General features: G+C 56.8%; 20 protein-coding genes. 12 read left to right on the plus strand and 8 right to left on the minus strand.

From position 1 onward, the window contains the following. Positions 1-12 precede the first annotated feature (12 nt). Positions 13-1,071 carry an N-acetylmuramoyl-L-alanine amidase gene (locus ACZA91_RS09315; protein WP_463186268.1) on the minus strand — a complete coding sequence of 353 codons (1,059 nt, stop codon included), beginning with the start codon at positions 1,069-1,071 and terminating at the stop codon, positions 13-15. Between the two features lie 306 nt (positions 1,072-1,377). Between ACZA91_RS09315 and ACZA91_RS09320 the strand changes: the two genes are divergently transcribed. Beyond that, entirely contained in the window at positions 1,378-1,605 is a 228-nt protein-coding gene (locus tag ACZA91_RS09320; protein ID WP_463186270.1) for a hypothetical protein, read from the plus strand. A gap of 99 nt (positions 1,606-1,704) precedes the next feature. On the opposite strand, the gene ACZA91_RS09325 is transcribed toward ACZA91_RS09320, so the two are convergent. Next, positions 1,705-1,848, minus strand: a complete 144-nt coding sequence (locus ACZA91_RS09325; RefSeq protein WP_099531648.1) for a chlorophyll a/b-binding protein — start codon at positions 1,846-1,848, stop codon at positions 1,705-1,707. A gap of 325 nt (positions 1,849-2,173) precedes the next feature. Here ACZA91_RS09325 and ACZA91_RS09330 point away from each other — a divergent pair, with 325 nt between their 5' ends. Next, positions 2,174-2,995 (plus strand): HEAT repeat domain-containing protein, encoded by an 822-nt coding sequence (locus ACZA91_RS09330; RefSeq protein WP_463186272.1) that lies wholly within the window; start codon positions 2,174-2,176, stop codon positions 2,993-2,995. 58 nt (positions 2,996-3,053) lie between these two features. On the opposite strand, the gene ACZA91_RS09335 is transcribed toward ACZA91_RS09330, so the two are convergent. The 3 genes from ACZA91_RS09335 to ACZA91_RS09345 all read right to left on the minus strand — a co-directional run bounded on the left by ACZA91_RS09335 (position 3,054) and on the right by ACZA91_RS09345 (position 5,621). Then, positions 3,054-3,971: a sulfite exporter TauE/SafE family protein gene (locus ACZA91_RS09335; protein ID WP_463186416.1), complete on the minus strand. Its 918-nt coding sequence runs from the start codon at positions 3,969-3,971 to the stop codon at positions 3,054-3,056. A gap of 234 nt (positions 3,972-4,205) precedes the next feature. Continuing rightward, positions 4,206-4,847 (minus strand): rhodanese-like domain-containing protein, encoded by a 642-nt coding sequence (locus ACZA91_RS09340; RefSeq protein ID WP_463186274.1) that lies wholly within the window; start codon positions 4,845-4,847, stop codon positions 4,206-4,208. Between the two features lie 78 nt (positions 4,848-4,925). Further along, the gene (locus ACZA91_RS09345; protein WP_463186276.1) at positions 4,926-5,621 is read right to left on the minus strand and encodes an MBL fold metallo-hydrolase; all 696 of its coding nucleotides are present in this window, start codon (positions 5,619-5,621) and stop codon (positions 4,926-4,928) included. Between the two features lie 454 nt (positions 5,622-6,075). Between ACZA91_RS09345 and ACZA91_RS09350 the strand changes: the two genes are divergently transcribed. Then, complete coding sequence (locus tag ACZA91_RS09350) at positions 6,076-6,420, plus strand: ArsR/SmtB family transcription factor (RefSeq protein WP_099531646.1); 345 nt, start codon at positions 6,076-6,078, stop codon at positions 6,418-6,420. 163 nt (positions 6,421-6,583) lie between these two features. Further along, positions 6,584-7,276 carry an HAD-IA family hydrolase gene (locus ACZA91_RS09355; protein ID WP_190535397.1) on the plus strand — a complete coding sequence of 231 codons (693 nt, stop codon included), beginning with the start codon at positions 6,584-6,586 and terminating at the stop codon, positions 7,274-7,276. Between the two features lie 55 nt (positions 7,277-7,331). Here the strand turns inward: ACZA91_RS09355 and ACZA91_RS09360 are convergent, their stop codons facing one another. Continuing rightward, positions 7,332-7,913, minus strand: coding sequence for a pyridoxamine 5'-phosphate oxidase family protein (locus ACZA91_RS09360; protein ID WP_190355867.1), 582 nt, complete (start codon positions 7,911-7,913; stop codon positions 7,332-7,334). A gap of 152 nt (positions 7,914-8,065) precedes the next feature. Between ACZA91_RS09360 and ACZA91_RS09365 the strand changes: the two genes are divergently transcribed. Then, on the plus strand, positions 8,066-9,634 hold the full coding sequence (locus tag ACZA91_RS09365; RefSeq protein ID WP_463186280.1) for a DASH family cryptochrome: 1,569 nt from the start codon (positions 8,066-8,068) through the stop codon (positions 9,632-9,634). Positions 9,635-9,933: 299 nt separating this feature from the next. Next, on the plus strand, positions 9,934-11,700 hold the full coding sequence (locus ACZA91_RS09370) for an alpha/beta hydrolase (RefSeq protein ID WP_463186282.1): 1,767 nt from the start codon (positions 9,934-9,936) through the stop codon (positions 11,698-11,700). A 94-nt stretch (positions 11,701-11,794) separates the two neighbouring features. Here ACZA91_RS09370 and psbN read toward each other — a convergent pair whose 3' ends face one another. Continuing rightward, positions 11,795-11,935: a photosystem II reaction center protein PsbN gene (gene psbN, locus ACZA91_RS09375; protein ID WP_099531641.1), complete on the minus strand. Its 141-nt coding sequence runs from the start codon at positions 11,933-11,935 to the stop codon at positions 11,795-11,797. 332 nt (positions 11,936-12,267) lie between these two features. On the opposite strand from psbN, the gene psbH reads away from it, so the two are divergent. The 5 genes from psbH to sbcD all read left to right on the plus strand — a co-directional run bounded on the left by psbH (position 12,268) and on the right by sbcD (position 16,053). After that, positions 12,268-12,471, plus strand: a complete 204-nt coding sequence (gene psbH, locus ACZA91_RS09380) for a photosystem II reaction center phosphoprotein PsbH (protein WP_099531676.1) — start codon at positions 12,268-12,270, stop codon at positions 12,469-12,471. 490 nt (positions 12,472-12,961) lie between these two features. After that, positions 12,962-13,294 (plus strand): TatA/E family twin arginine-targeting protein translocase, encoded by a 333-nt coding sequence (locus ACZA91_RS09385; protein ID WP_099531640.1) that lies wholly within the window; start codon positions 12,962-12,964, stop codon positions 13,292-13,294. A gap of 157 nt (positions 13,295-13,451) precedes the next feature. Beyond that, a complete protein-coding gene (gene pth / locus ACZA91_RS09390) occupies positions 13,452-14,153 on the plus strand; it encodes an aminoacyl-tRNA hydrolase (protein ID WP_463186284.1) in 702 nt (233 codons plus the stop codon). A gap of 88 nt (positions 14,154-14,241) precedes the next feature. Beyond that, a complete protein-coding gene (locus tag ACZA91_RS09395; RefSeq protein WP_099531638.1) occupies positions 14,242-14,511 on the plus strand; it encodes a DUF3146 family protein in 270 nt (89 codons plus the stop codon). Between the two features lie 84 nt (positions 14,512-14,595). Beyond that, entirely contained in the window at positions 14,596-16,053 is a 1,458-nt protein-coding gene (gene sbcD, locus ACZA91_RS09400; RefSeq protein ID WP_463186286.1) for an exonuclease subunit SbcD, read from the plus strand. On the opposite strand, the gene ACZA91_RS09405 is transcribed toward sbcD, so the two are convergent. Next, entirely contained in the window at positions 16,050-16,547 is a 498-nt protein-coding gene (locus ACZA91_RS09405; protein WP_099531636.1) for an HNH endonuclease, read from the minus strand. The two genes, sbcD and ACZA91_RS09405, sit on opposite strands and share 4 nt — an antisense overlap. 118 nt (positions 16,548-16,665) lie before the next feature. On the opposite strand from ACZA91_RS09405, the gene ACZA91_RS09410 reads away from it, so the two are divergent. Further along, entirely contained in the window at positions 16,666-17,361 is a 696-nt protein-coding gene (locus ACZA91_RS09410) for a hypothetical protein (RefSeq protein WP_463186288.1), read from the plus strand. Positions 17,362-17,527 lie beyond the last annotated feature (166 nt).

The raw sequence follows: 17,527 nt of genomic DNA on the forward strand, positions 1-17,527 counted from the left end.
GATTGAGGCTGGCTACTGGGTTGGGTTATTCGGCTTAAAGTCAGAATCCAGGAACAAGCGCGGCGTGAGATCCAGCAGGGGCGGCGGTTCCGGCGTGGGCTTGGGCGGTTCGCTGGCAGTTCCGGTCAGCTCGCGTGCCAGTCGGGTTGCTTCCGCGATCGCCGTTTGGGGCCCGATCGGGGAAATGGGCATGTTGGAATCCTGTTTCCAGGTGGTTTCCATTTCAAAGGTTAGGCGCTGCCCCGCGATCGTCCGCTGTTGAAGTTGGGTGGCCAGTTGCCTCACGCCGCCTGCTTGCTCGATCGCGCTGGCCAGTCGGGGCGAAATTTCAGCCGCACTGTTCAGCAAAATCAAGAAATTGGGCGCAACCTGGGCATTCGGCATCAAAAACAGATAGGTTGGCTCGCTCAGGGCCCGGCTGCGCCCTCCTTCCGAAAAGTTTTGGATCCCATGGCCGATGATGCGGGCCACGTCCAAATCAGGATAGGCATTCAGCAAGGCCCCAATTAAGCGCCCACCGGCCACAATTTGCTCACGGCTGGGGCGTTCGCTGTCTGGGTCGTAGTGAAACTCAATCCCGATCGATCGCATATTGATCCAATTCACCGGGCGGTTGGTTTGCGGATCGGGATAGGCTGCTTGCTTCAGGATGTGAAAGGCCGTTTTGCTGGGTGGCACAGTCATTAAAATGTCGCCGCGCATCCCCACAATAAAATGGGCGCTGACTTCGGCCGGGTCGTTTTGCCATGATCGCGCCACTTGGGCGATCGAGAGCCGTCGCCCACTCAGGGCCGTGTGGTGAATCACGATCGTATCCACCGGGCGATCGGTCGGGCGATCTTCATAGTCCCGCCGCGACAGGGATCCCGTGGCTAAATAATTAGAAATTGCAAACCCGGGCAACCCAATTTGCTGAGTTGGATCAGCGGTCTTGGCGTATTTCAGGGCTGCTTCGGCCCGGCCATCGGGCGGCAAAACTCCATCGGAAGTAGATGCACCCACCGCAATCAAGAGTGCCGCCGCTAACACCAGCAAACAGTAACGCAGTACCTTGCGCGGATTCGACAGCATAATCACGGGATCTCTAGCGATCGCTGATGTGGAAACAAAATTGGGGTTGGTGGCGGAGCGATCGAGCAAGCTGCCCAAAATCAGCCAAAAGGGTCAAATTTCAAGCAGCAGCCTGGAAGTTTGGCGCAATCTTAGCATCTTGCTTTTGCGAGAGACTGTGGCCAGGCGATCGAAACTGATATTGAGAGCCACTACCGCAGTAAATACCAAAAACTCATACTGCAAAAATAAACCCAGGATCCAAACCCAAGATATTGAAGGAAATTTAAGGCCGGAGGGGGCAAGTCGCCCGTAGTCGCCCGTAGGGTGGGCACTGCCCACCAAACTGTTGCTTCATGGCATCTGCAATATGGCGTGCCAATGATTCTAGGTAAAGGCTGTATTGAAGGAAATTTAAGGCCGGAGGGGGGCAAGATCGGCAACTCAGGGCTGAAATGGCAAAAACCGCAGCGGCTTGTGGAAACCGTGCGGTTTTTGATTGCTGAATCAAACCCAATCAAAGGTTTGCGGATGCTTGCCGTTGACTGTCGATGATGATCGCCCGAGCGGCTAGATCATGACATCGATGATGCGTCAGCGGTCTTGAACCAAGAATCTTGCCGAGGGAACCAGGCTGAGACTCGATCGAGCCAATTACAGCAGGCCCAGTTGCGACAGGATGCCTTGGCCGGTGATGAATTCCGTAGCGATACCGATCACGAAGCCCAGCATTGCCAGACGACCGTTCCAGGTTTCGGCGAAGGCAGTGAAGCCGTATTTAGCCTTTTGCTCAGTCATGGTTGAAGACCTCCAAAAAGGGGTTTCGAGCGAATAGATAGAAGTCGAGTTGGGTGAGCGTCCTGGTGTCAAGTTGCTCTATAGAAAATTTAACGCAATTTTTTGTTTACTGCAACGTTTCGTTACGAATCCATGAGTAAAAACTCTTACTGCTGCCCCTGCTGCCCCGCTGGCCTGCCGTAATTTCCCCCCAAATCGCCCTGGACTCATGGAGCCTCAACGTTTGCCCAATCCTTTGTGGGACAATGGTTCGCGGGAATTCATTCCCAAAGAGTTGCCCGGAAAGTAGCCCCTTGGGGGCTGGATTTCGCTGCTGTTGAGTTGGGTGGGGATTGTGGCTGTGGATGGGGAAATTTCGGCAAAGTCGTTGACCTTGGAAGAGGCGATCGCCAATTTGCGTAGTGAAGATGCCAGCTTGCGCTACTACGCGGCTTGGTGGGTGGGGCGGTTTCGGGTTTCGCAGCCGGACGTGATTGAGGCGCTGATTGAAGCCTTGGATTACGAGGGCGATCGCACCGAGGCGGGAGGCTTGCCGCTTCAGCGCAACGCGGCGCGGGCTTTGGGGAAATTGGCCGATCGCTCGGCGGTTCCGGCCCTGATTCGATCGCTCACTTCGCCCGATTATTACGTGCGGGAGGCGGCGGCCCAATCCCTCGGGCAGTTAGCGGACGATCGCGCTGTTTCCGGTTTGTTGGCCCTGTTGGATGGCGGCGTGGCGGCGGCGGTGGTTGCGCCGGGCCAGCCCCACTTGGTGCAGCCCTACGATGCGGTGCTGGAAGCCTTGGGGAATTTGCAGGCTCAGGGGGCGATCGACGTGATTCGCCCCTTCACGGAACATTCCGTGCCCAAAGTGCAATACGCGGCTGTGCGGGCCCTGTATCAGCTCACGGGGGATGACCAATGGGGCGAGCGACTGGTGGCCGCCCTGCGGGGGCCCGATTTACAGTTGCGGCGGGCCCTGATGGGGGATGTGGGGGCGATCGGCTATTTGGCTGGGGCGGAGGCGATCGCCCAAACGGAGGCGGAAAATAGCTTGAAACTGATTGCGCTCAAAGGGTTGGCAGAACATCCCAACGCCACCCCCGACGGCCAAACCCTGACGGATGAGGGCCGCCGGATTTTGGTTTTGATGGATGGGTTGTTGTAGGGCCAGTCAACAGCACTGGACGGAGCGATCGCGTCCCAATGTCGATGAATGGGCGGTTTCATGACCGGAGGCGGGCCGATCGGGCGAACGTCTGTCGGCTGGCCGGTTGGGGGTGATGGGAACGATTCAGTTGCGACAGGGGGCGGGTTAGTGGTTGCTGGGTTTGGGGACTTGGCCCCAGTAAGGTTCGGTAATTTTGCAAGAACACCAGCGAGGCGATCGCCAGCAGAAAATAACCAAACCAGCGCTGTAAGCGATCGGCGGGTACCCATTTTGATAGATAGGCTCCGGGCAACGTTCCCAGGGCCGCCGCCCCCGTAAACGAAACGGTCAGGGGCCAATCGATCGCCACGTGGCCCGCGTAGCCTGCCCAACCCGCGATCGAGTTAGCCGCAATAATCACCAGGGACGTGCCGATCGCCTGTTTCATCGGCACATTGCCCAACAGCACCAACGCCGGCACGATCGCGAAACCGCCCCCCACACCCACCAGCCCGGTCAGCATTCCCACGCCGATGCCCTCCGTTAGCAGCCACAGCCAGCAATAGCGACAAACGGGCTGGGGATAGGTTGCCAGGGCCGACTCTGGTGATCGATCCGTCGGGGCTGGTGTGCTGCTGCGACGAATCGTGGCGATCGCTGCCAACAGCATCATGCCCACAAACAACATCATTTGAATGGGGGGCGTAACCCAAGGTTGGGTGGCCAACTTAGCGCCCCCAAAGGCCCCGATCGCCGTGGACAGCCCAAAAATTGCTGCCACCCGCCAGCGCACCCGCCCCGCCCGCCAATGGGGAATGACTCCCAACAGGCTCACGGTTCCCACAATGGCCAACGTCATGGCGATCGCGGGTTTCACCGGCACGCCCATCACCGAGGTCAAAATTGGCAAGGCCAACACCGAGCCGCCCCCGCCCAACAGCCCCAGGGCAATGCCAATCACCACCGCCAAGCCATGGCCGATCGCCCAGATCAAACTATCCATAAACCGTTGATTAACCCTTAAGAAGTGACCCTTAATTGGTTGATTGCGATCCCAATCAATCGCGATTAATCGATCGACTGAGAATTTTGGAAAGCCACTGCAAAGCCGGCCAATTGCATGGGCGATCGGAGTTGATCCATTTCGCCTGGCAATTGGCAGATTCTGAAGCTTGTTTCTGAAGCTTGTTTTTGAGGTCTGTTGTCGTGCAGTTTCGCTGCTTGTTGCCTAGGCAGAACGCTGGTTATAGGGCAACTTCGCCAGCAGCATGGCCAAAGCGCAGGTGTTGGTGATGCCCGCGAACATCAGCCCAGCCCCCACAAACCCGCTCAACAGCAAGAACCAGGGGGAAACCAACGCACCCAGCACCGTGCCCGTGAACACCAAGGAACCGGCCACGATTTGCACCTGTCGCATCAAGCTGATCGGGGCCCGGCGATCGACCAAAACTTCCAAACCCGCAGCCTTCCAAGCCTGAAGACCACCGATCAGGTCGATCGCTGGCGTGCGGCCCGCTTGCACCAATTGATGGGCCACTTCGGTCGATCGATTTCCCGTTTGGCAATAGAGCACCACCCAGCGATCGGGCTGAGAAACCGGCACTGCCTGCAAATCCAACTTGCTCATGGGCATCGACAGCGCCCCGGGAATGCGTTCCCCGGCAAATTCTCCCGGCTCGCGCACATCCACCACGATCGCCCGATTGGTGGCCAACCAAGCCTGAAGCTCAGTGACGGAAACCCGCTGGCGCACTGGCCCCACAGGCAGCGGCTCAGGTGTCCGGACAAAATCATCGACCGTCATCGGTTGAGGTTGGGTTGCGGGCGGTTGAGTAGACGGGGAATTCACTTCAGGTTGAACAGGGGTCATTGATCTAAATCCTGGGAAGATTTTGGAAACAGGGAGAAAAAGGAGGAAAACTCAGGGCCTCCAGGGCGAACAGCGCGTTCAGGCCGTCACCAGTTGCCCACATTGTTGATTGGCGGGCACGGCTTCCGCCATCTTTTGGGGATTCGGCAGCCCCAAATTTTGCATCAGGGTCACGAAGGTTGCGCGATCGTGCCCCACAAACCGAGGATTGCAGCGTTTTTCTTCCCCGATCGTGGAAACCGAACAGCCGCGATAGTCATGGCCCGGGTAAACCAAGGTTTCATCCGGTAGCGCGAACAGCACTTCGGTCACCACCTGATAGAGCTGTTCGGCATTGCCGCTTTGGAAGTCCGTGCGACCACAGCCGCGAATGAGCAGGGAATCGCCTGTGAGCAAATGGGTTTGATTCACCAAATAGGCTAGGTGGCTGTCCGTGTGGCCCAGGGTGGCGATCGCTTGAATGGGCACTGAGCCAACCCAAAACACTTCGCCATCGTCCAACTCGCGATCGGCGCAGGCGACCTTGGCCCCCATGGGGACAATTCCTTGGCAATTGGTCAAATCGCGTAACCGACCGGCCCCGGTCACATGATCCGCGTGGACATGGGTTTCTAGGCAAGCCACCAGGGTCAAGCCCAGTTCCTGAATCAGTTTGTAGTCTCGATCGACCTGTTCCAAAACCGAGTCCACCAAGACCGCTTGGCGACTGTCCTGATCGGCGATCAGGTAACTGTAGGTGCTCGTTTCCCGATCGAACAATTGCCGAAACAACATAGGGCAGTTCCTAAGTTAAGGGTGTTGGGCAAACTAGGAGGCAAATTGCAGGAGCAAGCGGCGGCAGATAATCCAAGATGACCCAAGATCAGTTCTGGGGTTTTCATGCTTGCTGGATTAATATAACTATATACTCATATTTTGAATTTGCCACCCGATCGCCCCCATTTTTTCCCCAGCTCCGTTAGTCTGGGGGGCCAGTCGTCACCCAGCTTCACTGGAATCGGGTTACCACCAGAATGCTCGATCGCCTTGATTTTGCCCAATACTTTCCTTCAGGGACAATTGAGCCATCCAATGGGGTAGAGTTGCCTTCGCAAGGGGATCAGAATTCTTAACATCCCGTGGAGATCTCTCCTGCCCTGTCCGCTGCTGCCCTTGGTCAAGCCCTGATTCTGCATCCATGGCACCCCTCCGCAACTCTCCTTTTCCCTTCGCTTGGACATCGAGTTCTATGGCTAATACCCTTGACCATGAGTTAGACGCACTGGCATTCGTCGCGGACTATCTCAAGGTTTTGTCGGAACGCAATCGATTGCGAGTGCTGTGCTGCTTGCGGGAGGGGCCCCGAAATGTGGCGGAAATTGTGGAAGCAACGGGCCTGACCCAGGCTAATACTTCCAAGCATCTAAAAGTTTTGTCTCAGGCGGGCATGGTTGCTCGACAATCCCAAGGCACCAGCGCCTATTACCGAATTGTGGATCCGCTGATTTTTGATCTTTGTGAATTAATTTGGCGGCGACTGAGCGATCGCTTGGAACAGCAACAACAGGTGATCGCCAGTTTTCGGGTGCAGTAATCGGCTGATCGAATTGCTATACCAACTCGCCATTAACTCGCCATTAGCTCGCCATTAGCTCACCATGGATTCTTCGTAAAAGTGGGTTGCAATCACCGGGGATTGTGCAATTTTTGCTACCGTTCAGACAGTCCCTCGAAATCGCGCCCCTCGAAATTTCGCCATGGTAGCTCGCCCTCGCATCACCCACGTTATCTACGATCTCGACGGTTTGTTGCTGGATACGGAATCAATTAATGAAGCGGTGAACCGGGCGATCGCCGATCGCTACGGTTGTGCTTACGATCCAGCGGTGCGAGGACGCATCGCCGGGCGCGATGCCCACACGTCATCGGCGATTTTGGTGGAATGGTTGGGGTTGCCCATCAGTCCCGAGGAAATGTTGCAACAGCGGCGATCTCTGGTGGCCCAGTGGCAACCGGTGGCTAAACCGATGCCGGGCGCGGTGGAGTTGACCCATCACCTGCACCGATCGGGCGTTCCCCAGGCGATCGCCACCAGCTCCAGCCGTGGCCCCTTTGGTTGGAAGGCCGCGCCTCATCGGGATTGGTTTCGCCTGTTTCATTGCACGGTGCTGAGTGATGATCCGGGAGTCCGTCAGGCCAAGCCCGCGCCGGATCTGTTTCGGGAAGCGGCTCGACGATTGGGGGCCGACCCGCGCCACTGTTTGGTGTTTGAGGATGCGCCAGCGGGCATTGAGGCGGCCCGGGCGGCGGGGATGTCGGTGATTGCGATTCCGGATCCGGCCTTGGAGCGATCGAGTGTGGCCCAGGCCGATGCCATCTTGCCCTCCTTGCAGGCCTTTGAGCCGGCCGATTGGGGATTGCCCGCTCGGGTTCCGGCGGCGGTTTGCTAGCGGTTTGCTAGCGGTTTGCTCAAGAAACGGGGCGAGCGATCGGGCGCGTTGCGGTTCAACTGTTTGCTTCGTTTGCTGGATCACTGGTTACTTGATCACTGAGCAGGTAGGTGGGGAGCCGATCGATGCTGGTTTGGTTCTTTGCTTGCCAATAGGCTTGCAGACCGTCGGGGCCTTTGCGCTCCGCCCATTCCACCAACTGGGTGCGATCGCCCTGATAGTCAAACAACGGAACCCCGAACCCACAGGAGGTTTGCACCGACTCCACCGACAGCAACATGATTTGGCGTGTGCCGGGCAGGGCCTCAAATCGATCGAGCCAGGATTGCCAATCGGGATCCCGTGGCCGAATCACGCGCCCCTGGCCATACAGCCGCAAAATCAACGGTGCGCCCACAAAGCTGCAAAACATGAGGGTTAACCGGCCGTTTTCCGTCACATGGGCTGCGGTTTCGTTGCCGCTGCCCGTCACGTCCAAATAACCCACCAAATTGGGTTCAAAACAGCGAAAAGTATCCATCCCCTTGGGCGACACATTCACTCGGCCCTCTTGGGGAGCGGATGCTGTGAAAAACAGCTTCTGTTGTTCAATAAAAGCGGCCAGTTCCGGTGTGATTTGCTCGTAAAATTTTGCCATTTTGTTATCTCTAAACTTCTCTAGGGTTTTCTGAATTTTTCTGAAGTTCTCTGAAATTCTCTAGAATTTAAGCATTTGAAATTTACAGGCTGGCGTGAATTCTCCAGCACCTTCCCCCATCCCTCGATTTTAGGTTATCCCTAGGTGATTCAATGGCTGCTGCTTCTCCATCTGCTAGCTGCGCGATCGTTTGGTTTCGTACTGATTTGCGTCTCCATGATCATGAACCGCTCTTGGCTGCTGCCGAAAATCATCAGGCATTGATTCCGGTCTATTGTTTTGATCCGCGACAGTTTGCGGAAACTGCCTTTGGTTTTCCCAAAACCGGCCCCTTCCGCGCTCAATTTTTGCTGGAATCCGTTGCGGATCTACGAGCTGCCTTGAGAGCCAAGGGCAGTGATCTAATCGTGCGATCGGGGCTGCCAGAAGTGGTGTTACCGGCCTTGGCAGCGGAATATGGAGCACAGGCTATTTATTATCACGAAGAGGTGGGAACTGAAGAACAAGCGGTTGAATTGGCCCTCGAAGCAGCCCTGAAAGCTCCAGAAGCGTCCAGGCCGGTTCAGGAAAACATTCAAAGCAAGGTTTATTGGGGCCACACGCTCTATCACCCGGATAATTTGCCCTTTGAAGTTGGTCAAATTCCAGAGCTGTTTACGGAATTTCGGAAAACCGTTGAAGCGCGATCGACCATTGATCCTCCCTTGCCCCCGCCCGATCGCCTGCCATCTGTGCCGCCGGGCCTGAACCCCGGTGAATTGCCCCGTTTGGCCGATTGGGGGTTGGTGGAACTGGAACCCAGCCCCTTGGCGCTGATTGCGTTTACGGGTGGTGAACAGGCCGGTTTCCAGCGGCTTCAGGAATACATTTGGGGTGGCGATCATTTGCGGGTTTATAAGCAAACGCGCAACGGCATGTTGCAGCCCAATGATGCATCGAAATTTTCGCCTTGGTTGGCGCTGGGCTGTCTTTCACCTCGGAAAATTTGGGCCGAAGTGCAAGCCTATGAACAGAAAGTGATTCGCAATGAATCCACCTATTGGCTCATTTTTGAATTGCTGTGGCGCGACTATTTCCGCTGGATTGTGGCCAAACATCGCCATCGAGTTTTTCGGGTAACGGGTTTGCAAGGAATTGCCATTCCTTGGCGACAGGATGCGGCGGCCTTTGCCGCTTGGTGTGATGGGCAAACGGGCTATCCCTTGGTGGATGCCAACATGCGAGAACTCCGCGCCACAGGGTTCATGTCGAATCGGGGTCGTCAAAATGTGGCGAGCTTTTTAACCAAGAATTTGGGAATTGATTGGCGAATGGGGGCCGAGTGGTTTGAATCTTGGTTGATTGATTATGATGTGTGCAGCAATTGGGGGAATTGGAACTACACGGCCGGGGTGGGAAATGATGCAAGAGGGTTTCGCTTTTTCAATATTTTGAAGCAAGCCAAGGATTACGATCCGCAAGGAGAATACGTGAAACATTGGCTGCCGGAATTGCGCCAATTGCCCGCCGGTAAAGTGCATCATCCCTGGACTTTGTTGCCCGTGGAACAGGAGCGATTTGGTGTAAAAATTGGTCGTGATTATCCAGGGGCGATCGTGGATTTGTTTGAGTCGGCGGCGGAGAATGAAGCCCTTTATAACCGAGCGATCGGGAAGGGTGCTGCGGGTCGATCGAAGCCGGCCCATCGGGGTTCCCGGCGCGATCGCCCCCGACGACCTTAGGAGGCTGTTTCAAAGACCCAAATTGCGAGCTTGCAGGTCTCATCGATCGAGGCAAACAAGATGCTCAAGCCCCTTGCCCCATGATGATTGATGCTTGGATTTGTTGATGCTTGGCCCTGCTCAAAAGACACGTTTCAGACATGCGCTGAGACAGCAAGGGGGTCATGGATGTTCTGGAGCAGTAATGTGGGGCCAGGGACTTGGGATAGATATGGCGGCGCAAGTAATTCTGGGCAAGTAATTCTGGGCGAGTAATTCTGGGCGAGTAATTCTGGGCAAGATTTGGAGGTGAGAGGGTGATGGAGCGATCGATGACAACGGTAGTAACCCAAGTAACCCAGCAAGATCGGGTCAGTCCTGCCGGTTACGGACTGCGACGGCGGTTGGGGCGATCGCTGGTGGCCTTGGGAGCTAGTTTGCTGGCCGGTGGTTTCACGCCCGCCTTGGCCCAGGCCGCCGAGCGGATTGAGCTGACCTTTGGGGCCTTGGGCCTGTCGATCGAAATGAAGTCCCTGGAAGACTTTGTGGCGACCGGCGAAATTTCCGATGAGCTGGAGTTCTACACCCGGTTTCTGACTCCCGATCAATTGGCTCAGGTGCGATCGGCCCTGACCGATCGCCTGGATATCAATTTGTTGGCCGTGTCGCAATTTTTCAATGCGCCTCAAGGGGAAACTATTCTGCGGCGCTTGGCCCAAGTGATCCGCACCGGGCGCAATTTACAAAGCGTGCCGGCCCTGCGTGCTGCGATCGTCCGTTCCGCCGCCGACCCGGAAGGGCTAACCCCCCTAAATTTGCTGCGCTACTATCCCACTCCCAGTATGCGAGTGGACTTGGCCCAAGCCCTGAGCCTGTGGCGACAAATTGAGGAAACCACCATTCACCAAGACCAAGCCACCACCGCCGTGGAAACGGCCTTTGCGGCCCAAGCTGGCTCTCCCATTACGCCGCCCCCCTTTGAGTTGCGACAACCGGGCCCCTATGCGACCGCCAAAACCAACCGCGTGATTCAGCCGCGCGATCGTCGTCCCTTTGCGGCCGATCTTTACTGGCCCTTGGCTGCGACGGGCGATCGCCCCGTGGTGGTCATTTCCCACGGTCTCGGATCCGATCGACGCACCTATGGTTACCTGGGCGAACACTTGGCCTCCCATGGTTTTATTGCCATCCTGCTGGAGCACCCCGGCAGCGACAGCCGCTACATCCAAGCCCTAATTAACGGCGAGGCCAGCGAAGCCGCCGACCCCAGGGAGTTTATTTCGCGGCCGGCCGATGTGCGCGACATTCTCAATGAACTGGAAACCAATCCCCAAGCTCCCGGAGGATTCACCGGGGCCATTGACCTCGATCGCACGGCCGTGGTGGGGCAGTCCTTTGGCGGATACACCGCCCTGGCCAGTGCCGGGGCCCCGCTGAATTTCAAACGGCTGAAAACCGACTGCGCCTCCGACGACTTGTTTTGGAATACGTCGCTGCTGTTGCAATGTCGGGCTTTGGTGGTGCGCCCCACGCCCGACACGGACTATCTATCCCTGCAAGATGCCAGGGTGAAGGCCGTGGTGGCCATCAGCCCAATTACTTCCAGTCTGTTTGGGCGTGAAGGGATTGCCCAACTGCAAGTGCCCACGGCGATTCTGTCGGCTAGTAATGACCCGATCGCCCTGCCCTTGTCGGAACAGTTGCGCCCCTTTGCCCAAATGTCGATCGCGGATAAGTATCTTTTGGTGCTGCGAGGCGGCACACATTTTTCAACGCTGGGGGCCACGGGCGATGAAACCGTGCAGCTCCCGGCTAGCTTGGTGGGGCCCCGGCCGGACTTGGCTCGCGACTACACGAAAGCCTTCATCACGGCTTTTTTGAAGCGATATTTGGGGAACGATCACACCATGGCGAACCATCTCACCCCCCAATGGGCCAATTCCGTTTCTCAGCCAGAGTTGCCGCTGTATTTGCTGAGTCAACTGTCGATCGAGCAGTTGCCGCGCCCTGTGGCCCACAAGCCAACCAAAAATTCCCGATGGATCGCTAATCGCCACCGGCCCGATCAACCCATCCAGTCCCGCTGAAGAAATGGGGGCCATGGCGAGTGATTTGGGGCGATCGTCAGGGAAATGGGACGAGCAAGCTCAATCCTCTAGCTCAATCCTCTGGCCTCTGGGCCTAATCTTCGTGATCTTCAAAGGGATCCGACAAATTCTCAGACGGCGGGCCAAAAGCCACATAAATCGAGTACCCCGTGATGGCAACCAAAATCGTGCCGAGGGCAATTCCCAATGTTAAAGCAGAGTTGTCTTCCAGCATGGTTTAAGGGTCTCGATGGCCGGGCCGCTAGCCCATTTCTCGCAAATTGTAACAATTAGTTAAGTAAAATCGCAAACTTCTCAGGGAGTCCACCCGATCGCCCACTGCCCGCTAGCCCTAGTTCCCGGGCCACCGCTAGCCCATCCCCACGGAACTCCCCAAACAGCAGGCACAGCCGTTTGATAGAATACCCAATCAAATAGCATTGGCGGCGTGCTGCATTCGTGCGGCAATTGCTGCACTATTTAATAAAAAGCAACATCAACGGCAACGCCCAGTTGCTTCAACGGCTGCAAGACTCCATTGTTGCGAAACACTACGGTAGGGATAAGATGGCTCAACGGACTCGCCTGGGCGACATTTTGCGCCCGTTAAATGCGGAATACGGTAAGGTGGCTCCCGGCTGGGGGACGACCCCGCTGATGGCTGTTTTCATGGGGTTGTTTTTTGTGTTCCTGCTGATCATCTTGCAGGTGTACAACACCTCGATCTTGATTGAAGGCGTTAATGTCGATTGGAAGTCGCTGGGTCAATAGATTTGGGTGAATTGATTGGGGTGATGAGTCTGCATCAACAGATTTCAGATTTCCACCCCAAGAATGGCCCGCCCGATCGACTGGTTTGAGGAACTAACGGCTAGAGAATTGCTGAGTTCTGAGCGTTGGATTCTACAAATCTTTGAGAGTTAAGTCATCAACTGGTCGATCGCCCAGTCCCACAGCCCCGGTGTATCCGGGCTTTTTTATGGGCAACATTCGCCAGCCCATGGGCCCCAATCTTGGCTTGTTCCTGAGTCAGGCCGACCCGATGCCTACGCGACGGGGCCTTGGGATGGAATAATCTGAACGTGCAAATTTGCAAATTACTGTTCGATGATTGGTGTTGACCAGTGGCTAGCCAGCTATTCGTTCTCGTTCGCTAGCTCCTGCTTGTGGATTGGGTCTGTTTGATTGGTTCTGTTTCAGTGTTGTTGCTTGATCGTTTGCTTGCGATCGCCCCGGTCATTTCCATTGCAAGGATCGCCCCATGAACATTTTTGGCATTGGCCCAGCAGAGTTGTTTTTGATTGGCGTTGTCGCTTTGTTGGTCTTTGGCCCGAAAAAGTTGCCGGAAATTGGCCGCAGCCTGGGCAAGACTCTGAAATCCTTCCAGGAAGCTTCGCGGGAATTTGAATCGGAACTGAAGCGAGAAATGGATCGGGCCGAATCTCCCGCTTCCACCAGCATGACCGCCACGATCGAGCCGCCTGTGCAACCCGCCCTGACCAGTTCGGAGCCGGCCACCCCTGTCACCCCCGCCGAAGCGGAACCGGCCCCAGCCGCCAAAACCAATGCGGTGGATTCGGTCGATCCGGTTTAAGTGCTTCCGGTTGGATCGCTTCCGGCCGGAGTGTTTCCGCCTGGATTGTTTCCGGTTGGGGTGTTTCTGGTTGCACTGCTTCCGGTTGGACTATTTCCGGTTGGCGTTCTGTTGATTAACCCTTGAAGTCGTCTGCGCTTAAGTCGATTCCAAAGCCATGCCCAAAGGCCAATCCGCATCGTCATCAGAACCCCTAATTCCGAAGCTGATTGTGGGGCTGGGCAACCCAGAACCCAAGTACGATCGCACCCGCCACAACATTGGCTTTGAAGTTCTTGATGAGCTGGCGAAGGTGTGGGGCATTCCCCTGAGCGAAAATCGCCGGTTCAATGCCCTTGCGGGAGAGGGGCGATCGCCCTTTGGCAAGATTTATTTGCTGAAACCCCTGACCTATATGAACCGATCGGGCCAGGCGATCCGCGCCGCGATCGATTGGTATAAGCTGCCACCGGAATCAGTCCTCACGATCTACGACGATATGGATCTGCCCTTGGGACGGTTGCGGCTGCGGGAAACCGGCTCGGCCGGCGGTCACAATGGCATGAAGTCCACGATCACCCATTTGGGAACTCAGGATTTTCCGCGTTTGCGGTTGGGCATTGGGCGGCCCCGGGTGGTCAGCGGCGAAACGGTGTCCCATGTGTTGGGCAAGTTTGCGCCCGATGAACAACCTACGGTGCAAGCCCTGTTGCGGTTGAGCGTGGAGACGATCGAGCGATCGCTCCGAGATGGCGTGGCCAAAGCCGCCAGCTTGTATAACAATCGCGATGTGGCTCCACCCAAGCCCAAACCGGCCCCCGCGCCCGCAACACCGGAAACGCCCGATCGGGCCCCGCAGGATCCGCAACCGGTTTCCTAGCCGAGTGTCCAGCGGTCTAGCCTCATCCTGTTGACCCTGCCCGCCTGTCCACGGTTCATCTACTAATTCCGCACTGTCGGCCTGTGCCGTGAGTCGTCGAGAAAATCCGTTGCCCCAAACGATCGCCCTTGTGCGCATTACCCGCCAGTCCTGGAATGAGGGCAAACTAGAAGGCGAAGTCAGCGCCGGGGAATTCACCTGGGAATTTGTTTGGCACTTTCGCCAAGGCGGGTTGCGGGTTCAGCCGTCCATGGGGCGGGCCCTGATTCGGGAACCACTGGCCCGATTTCTGGAAACCCACGACTACCAACTAGAAGCGGGCGGTGATTATTCCTTCCCCATCCGGGCCCGGCTCTAGGCACTGCCTCAGGATTTTCTGACTTTTCGGAAGTTTGCCCGCAGAATTCCTTCCCGCGATTGTTCAACAACGGAGCAACGAACCATGGTCAAAATTCTGCACCTGTCCGACATTCACATGGGCAGCGGGTTCAGCCATGGGCGCATTGATCCGCAAACGGGTTTAAACACTCGGCTGCTGGACTTTACGGCGGCCTTGGAGCGTTGCATCGATCGGGCAATTTCGGAACCGGTGGATCTGGTGTTGTTTGGGGGCGATGCCTTTCCCGATGCTACGCCGCTGCCCATGGTGCAAGAAGCCTTTGCACAACAGTTTCGGCGGCTGGCTGATGCGCAAATTCCGACGGTGCTGTTGGTGGGAAACCATGACCAACATGCCCAAGGCCGCGGAGGAGCTAGCCTTTGCATTTACCGCACGCTGGGGGTTCCGGGCTTTGTGGTGGGAGACACGTTGGCGCTGCATCGACTGGAAACCAGCCAGGGGCCAGTGCAGGTGCTGACCTTGCCTTGGTTAACCCGATCGACCCTGCTCACCAAGCGGCAAACGGAGGGCCTGTCGTTGGCGGAAGTGGGGGCGCTGCTGCTCGATCGGCTCCAAGCGGCCCTGGAAGGGGAAATTCGGAAGCTCGATCCCGACCAACCCACCATTTTGTTGGCCCACCTGATGAGCGATCGGGCGCAATTGGGAGCCGAGCGGATGTTGGGCGTGGGCAAAGGCTTCTCGATTCCCCTCAGCACCATCACGCGCCCCGAGTTTGACTATGTGGCCCTGGGCCATGTCCACAAACACCAAAACCTGAACCCCAATAATCAGCCCCCGGTGGTCTATCCCGGCAGCATTGAGCGGGTGGACTTCAGCGAGGAAAACGAAGAAAAGGGCTATGTATTAGTAACGATCGAGCCAGGAGAGCGGGGACAGCGCCAAACACAATGGGAATTTTGCCCCCTGCCGGCCCGACCGTTTCGGACATTGCGGGTGGATTTGGCTGACTGCGACAATCCGTTGGCGGAACTGCTCGGGGCGATCGACCCGGCGGCCATTGAAGGGGCCGTCGTTCGGTTGGTCTATCGTGTGCGGGCAGAACAGCTTCACCAAATCGAGCTGGCGGCCGTGCGCGATCGACTAGCCGCCGCTCACACCTACAGCCTGCAAGCGGAGTTGATGAGCCAACTGGCACGCCCTCGCCTGCCCAACTTGGATGCCACCACCCTTGATCCGCTGTTAGCCCTAGAGGCCTATTTGGGAGAGCGATCGGACTTAAAAAACCTGGCCGACGACATGATCGAGGCCGCCCGAGATCTCTTGGGCTATGCCAGTCCGGCCATCGTGGTGAATCTGCCGGAGCCAGCCACGGCCCAGACTGCCAATCCAGATTGCCCAGATCCAGAATCCAGCCCAGACCAGAACCCAGCAGTGACATCCACCGCCGAGCTGGCCACCGATGCTGACGATGGCGAGCCGACCTCACCCAGCGCCAATGGCCCCGATCGAGCCGTTCAGTCTCCAGCCATCGACCGATCGGGTCAACTCAGACTGCTTTAGAGACCAATCACGTACTTGCGCCATTCCTGGTGTACGCCGCTCTTCACATGCTTCGTCACTTCAAAGTAGAGACTGCTGTGGGGACGGCGGGGCGGCTGGCGCAAAGGCATGTTGGCTTCCTTGGGGGTGCGATTGCCCTTGCGGATGTTGCAGCGCACACAGGCCGTGACCATATTTTCCCAATGCTCACCGCCCCCGCGCGATCGGGGGACAACGTGATCCAGCGTCAAATCATCGCCCGTGTAGCCACAGTATTGACAGGAGTGGCTATCTCGGTGCAATATGTTTTTCCGCGTTAAGGGAATCTCTTTGTAGGGAACCTTGATGTAATGACGCAAACGGATCACGGTGGGCAACGGAATGTTGCGGTAAACCACTCGGCCATTATGCTCGACTTGCTCCGCCTTGCCTTTTAGCAATAAAACGACTGCCCGCCGCCAACTGGTAATATTGAGCGGCTCATAAGAAGCGTTGAGCACAAGTACTTTGCCCATCGGACAAAACCGCAATTAATTGCAAATTATTAAGAATTGCAAACAAAGCTTGCGAAGCGTCGGAGCCAATTGGGACTGATAGTAGCACAACTGACTCGGGGTGTGGTTTGCTGATCCCATGGATTACCCATCGTTCTGTGGCGGCGGATTCCGGACAAAAACCGCCGATCGCGTAACGGCGGCCCGCAAACCAAGATGGCCGATCGCCACCACTGAGCGATCGCCCTGGGGACGGGGCTTGCTCTCGGGATTTCTGAGTTTGAGTTTCAGTTTGGTCTTAAGTTTGGTCTTGAGTTTGCTTTTGGGCGGTTGCGGAATGCTGCCCTGGGACGGGCCACCAACGGCCGTGGTGCAACGGGCGGTGGCGTTGCAGTTGCTGCAAACCCAGACCGATCTATTGCAAGAGTTGGGCGATTCCCCGCTGGCCGCCGGTCGCCACCTTGATCCACAAATGTTGGCCGATCGCCCGGTGATTACCCTAGATGACTTGGCGGCGGAACCAGGATTACGAATCGATCGCCTGCGCATCCAAACCCAACAGGCCGTGACCATCAACGACAAACCCGGCTGGCAACTGAGCGGTACTTACGATTGGAGCCAAGCGGGGAGCCAAGATTCGAGCCATGCTCGGGAAAACCAGGGCGATCGATCCCCCGCCTCCCGACAACCGCAACCCAAGGCCCAAAAGCACCGATCGCAGCCCTTTTCGGTTTACTTGCAACGCCAAGCCCGCGGCCAAACCTGGCGACTGGCGCGGCCTGACCTGACCCAATCCACACCCGATCGGGTGGCTTGGCTCACCTACCGTCTTTAAGGGCCGTCTCTAGGGGCCATCTCTAGGGATGTTGGGCGAATTCAAGATCAGTTCAGGATCAATCCAAGATCAATCCAAAAGCAATCCAAAAGCAATTCAGCGTTACGACAACAGGCCATCGGGGATCGCGAAAGGGTTGCCCGTTGGCAAAGGCCCGGCCCGGCCT

It is taken from the genome of Limnothrix sp. CMB-01, from assembly GCF_055193175.1.

What these genes read in the sequence shown, in the direction of transcription:
- ACZA91_RS09370 (WP_463186282.1), top strand. Translation starts at nt 9,934, where the DNA reads ATGGAGCGATCGATGACAACGGTAGTAACCCAAGTAACCCAGCAAGAT.
- ACZA91_RS09405 (WP_099531636.1), bottom strand. Translation starts at nt 16,547, where the DNA reads ATGGGCAAAGTACTTGTGCTCAACGCTTCTTATGAGCCGCTCAATATT.
- ACZA91_RS09355 (WP_190535397.1), top strand. Translation starts at nt 6,584, where the DNA reads ATGGTAGCTCGCCCTCGCATCACCCACGTTATCTACGATCTCGACGGT.
- ACZA91_RS09340 (WP_463186274.1), bottom strand. Translation starts at nt 4,847, where the DNA reads ATGACCCCTGTTCAACCTGAAGTGAATTCCCCGTCTACTCAACCGCCC.
- ACZA91_RS09325 (WP_099531648.1), bottom strand. Translation starts at nt 1,848, where the DNA reads ATGACTGAGCAAAAGGCTAAATACGGCTTCACTGCCTTCGCCGAAACC.
- ACZA91_RS09315 (WP_463186268.1), bottom strand. Translation starts at nt 1,071, where the DNA reads ATGCTGTCGAATCCGCGCAAGGTACTGCGTTACTGTTTGCTGGTGTTA.
- ACZA91_RS09350 (WP_099531646.1), top strand. Translation starts at nt 6,076, where the DNA reads ATGGCTAATACCCTTGACCATGAGTTAGACGCACTGGCATTCGTCGCG.
- psbH (WP_099531676.1), top strand. Translation starts at nt 12,268, where the DNA reads ATGGCTCAACGGACTCGCCTGGGCGACATTTTGCGCCCGTTAAATGCG.
- pth (WP_463186284.1), top strand. Translation starts at nt 13,452, where the DNA reads ATGCCCAAAGGCCAATCCGCATCGTCATCAGAACCCCTAATTCCGAAG.
- psbN (WP_099531641.1), bottom strand. Translation starts at nt 11,935, where the DNA reads ATGCTGGAAGACAACTCTGCTTTAACATTGGGAATTGCCCTCGGCACG.
- ACZA91_RS09385 (WP_099531640.1), top strand. Translation starts at nt 12,962, where the DNA reads ATGAACATTTTTGGCATTGGCCCAGCAGAGTTGTTTTTGATTGGCGTT.
- ACZA91_RS09360 (WP_190355867.1), bottom strand. Translation starts at nt 7,913, where the DNA reads ATGGCAAAATTTTACGAGCAAATCACACCGGAACTGGCCGCTTTTATT.
- ACZA91_RS09410 (WP_463186288.1), top strand. Translation starts at nt 16,666, where the DNA reads ATGGATTACCCATCGTTCTGTGGCGGCGGATTCCGGACAAAAACCGCC.
- ACZA91_RS09365 (WP_463186280.1), top strand. Translation starts at nt 8,066, where the DNA reads ATGGCTGCTGCTTCTCCATCTGCTAGCTGCGCGATCGTTTGGTTTCGT.
- sbcD (WP_463186286.1), top strand. Translation starts at nt 14,596, where the DNA reads ATGGTCAAAATTCTGCACCTGTCCGACATTCACATGGGCAGCGGGTTC.
- ACZA91_RS09345 (WP_463186276.1), bottom strand. Translation starts at nt 5,621, where the DNA reads ATGTTGTTTCGGCAATTGTTCGATCGGGAAACGAGCACCTACAGTTAC.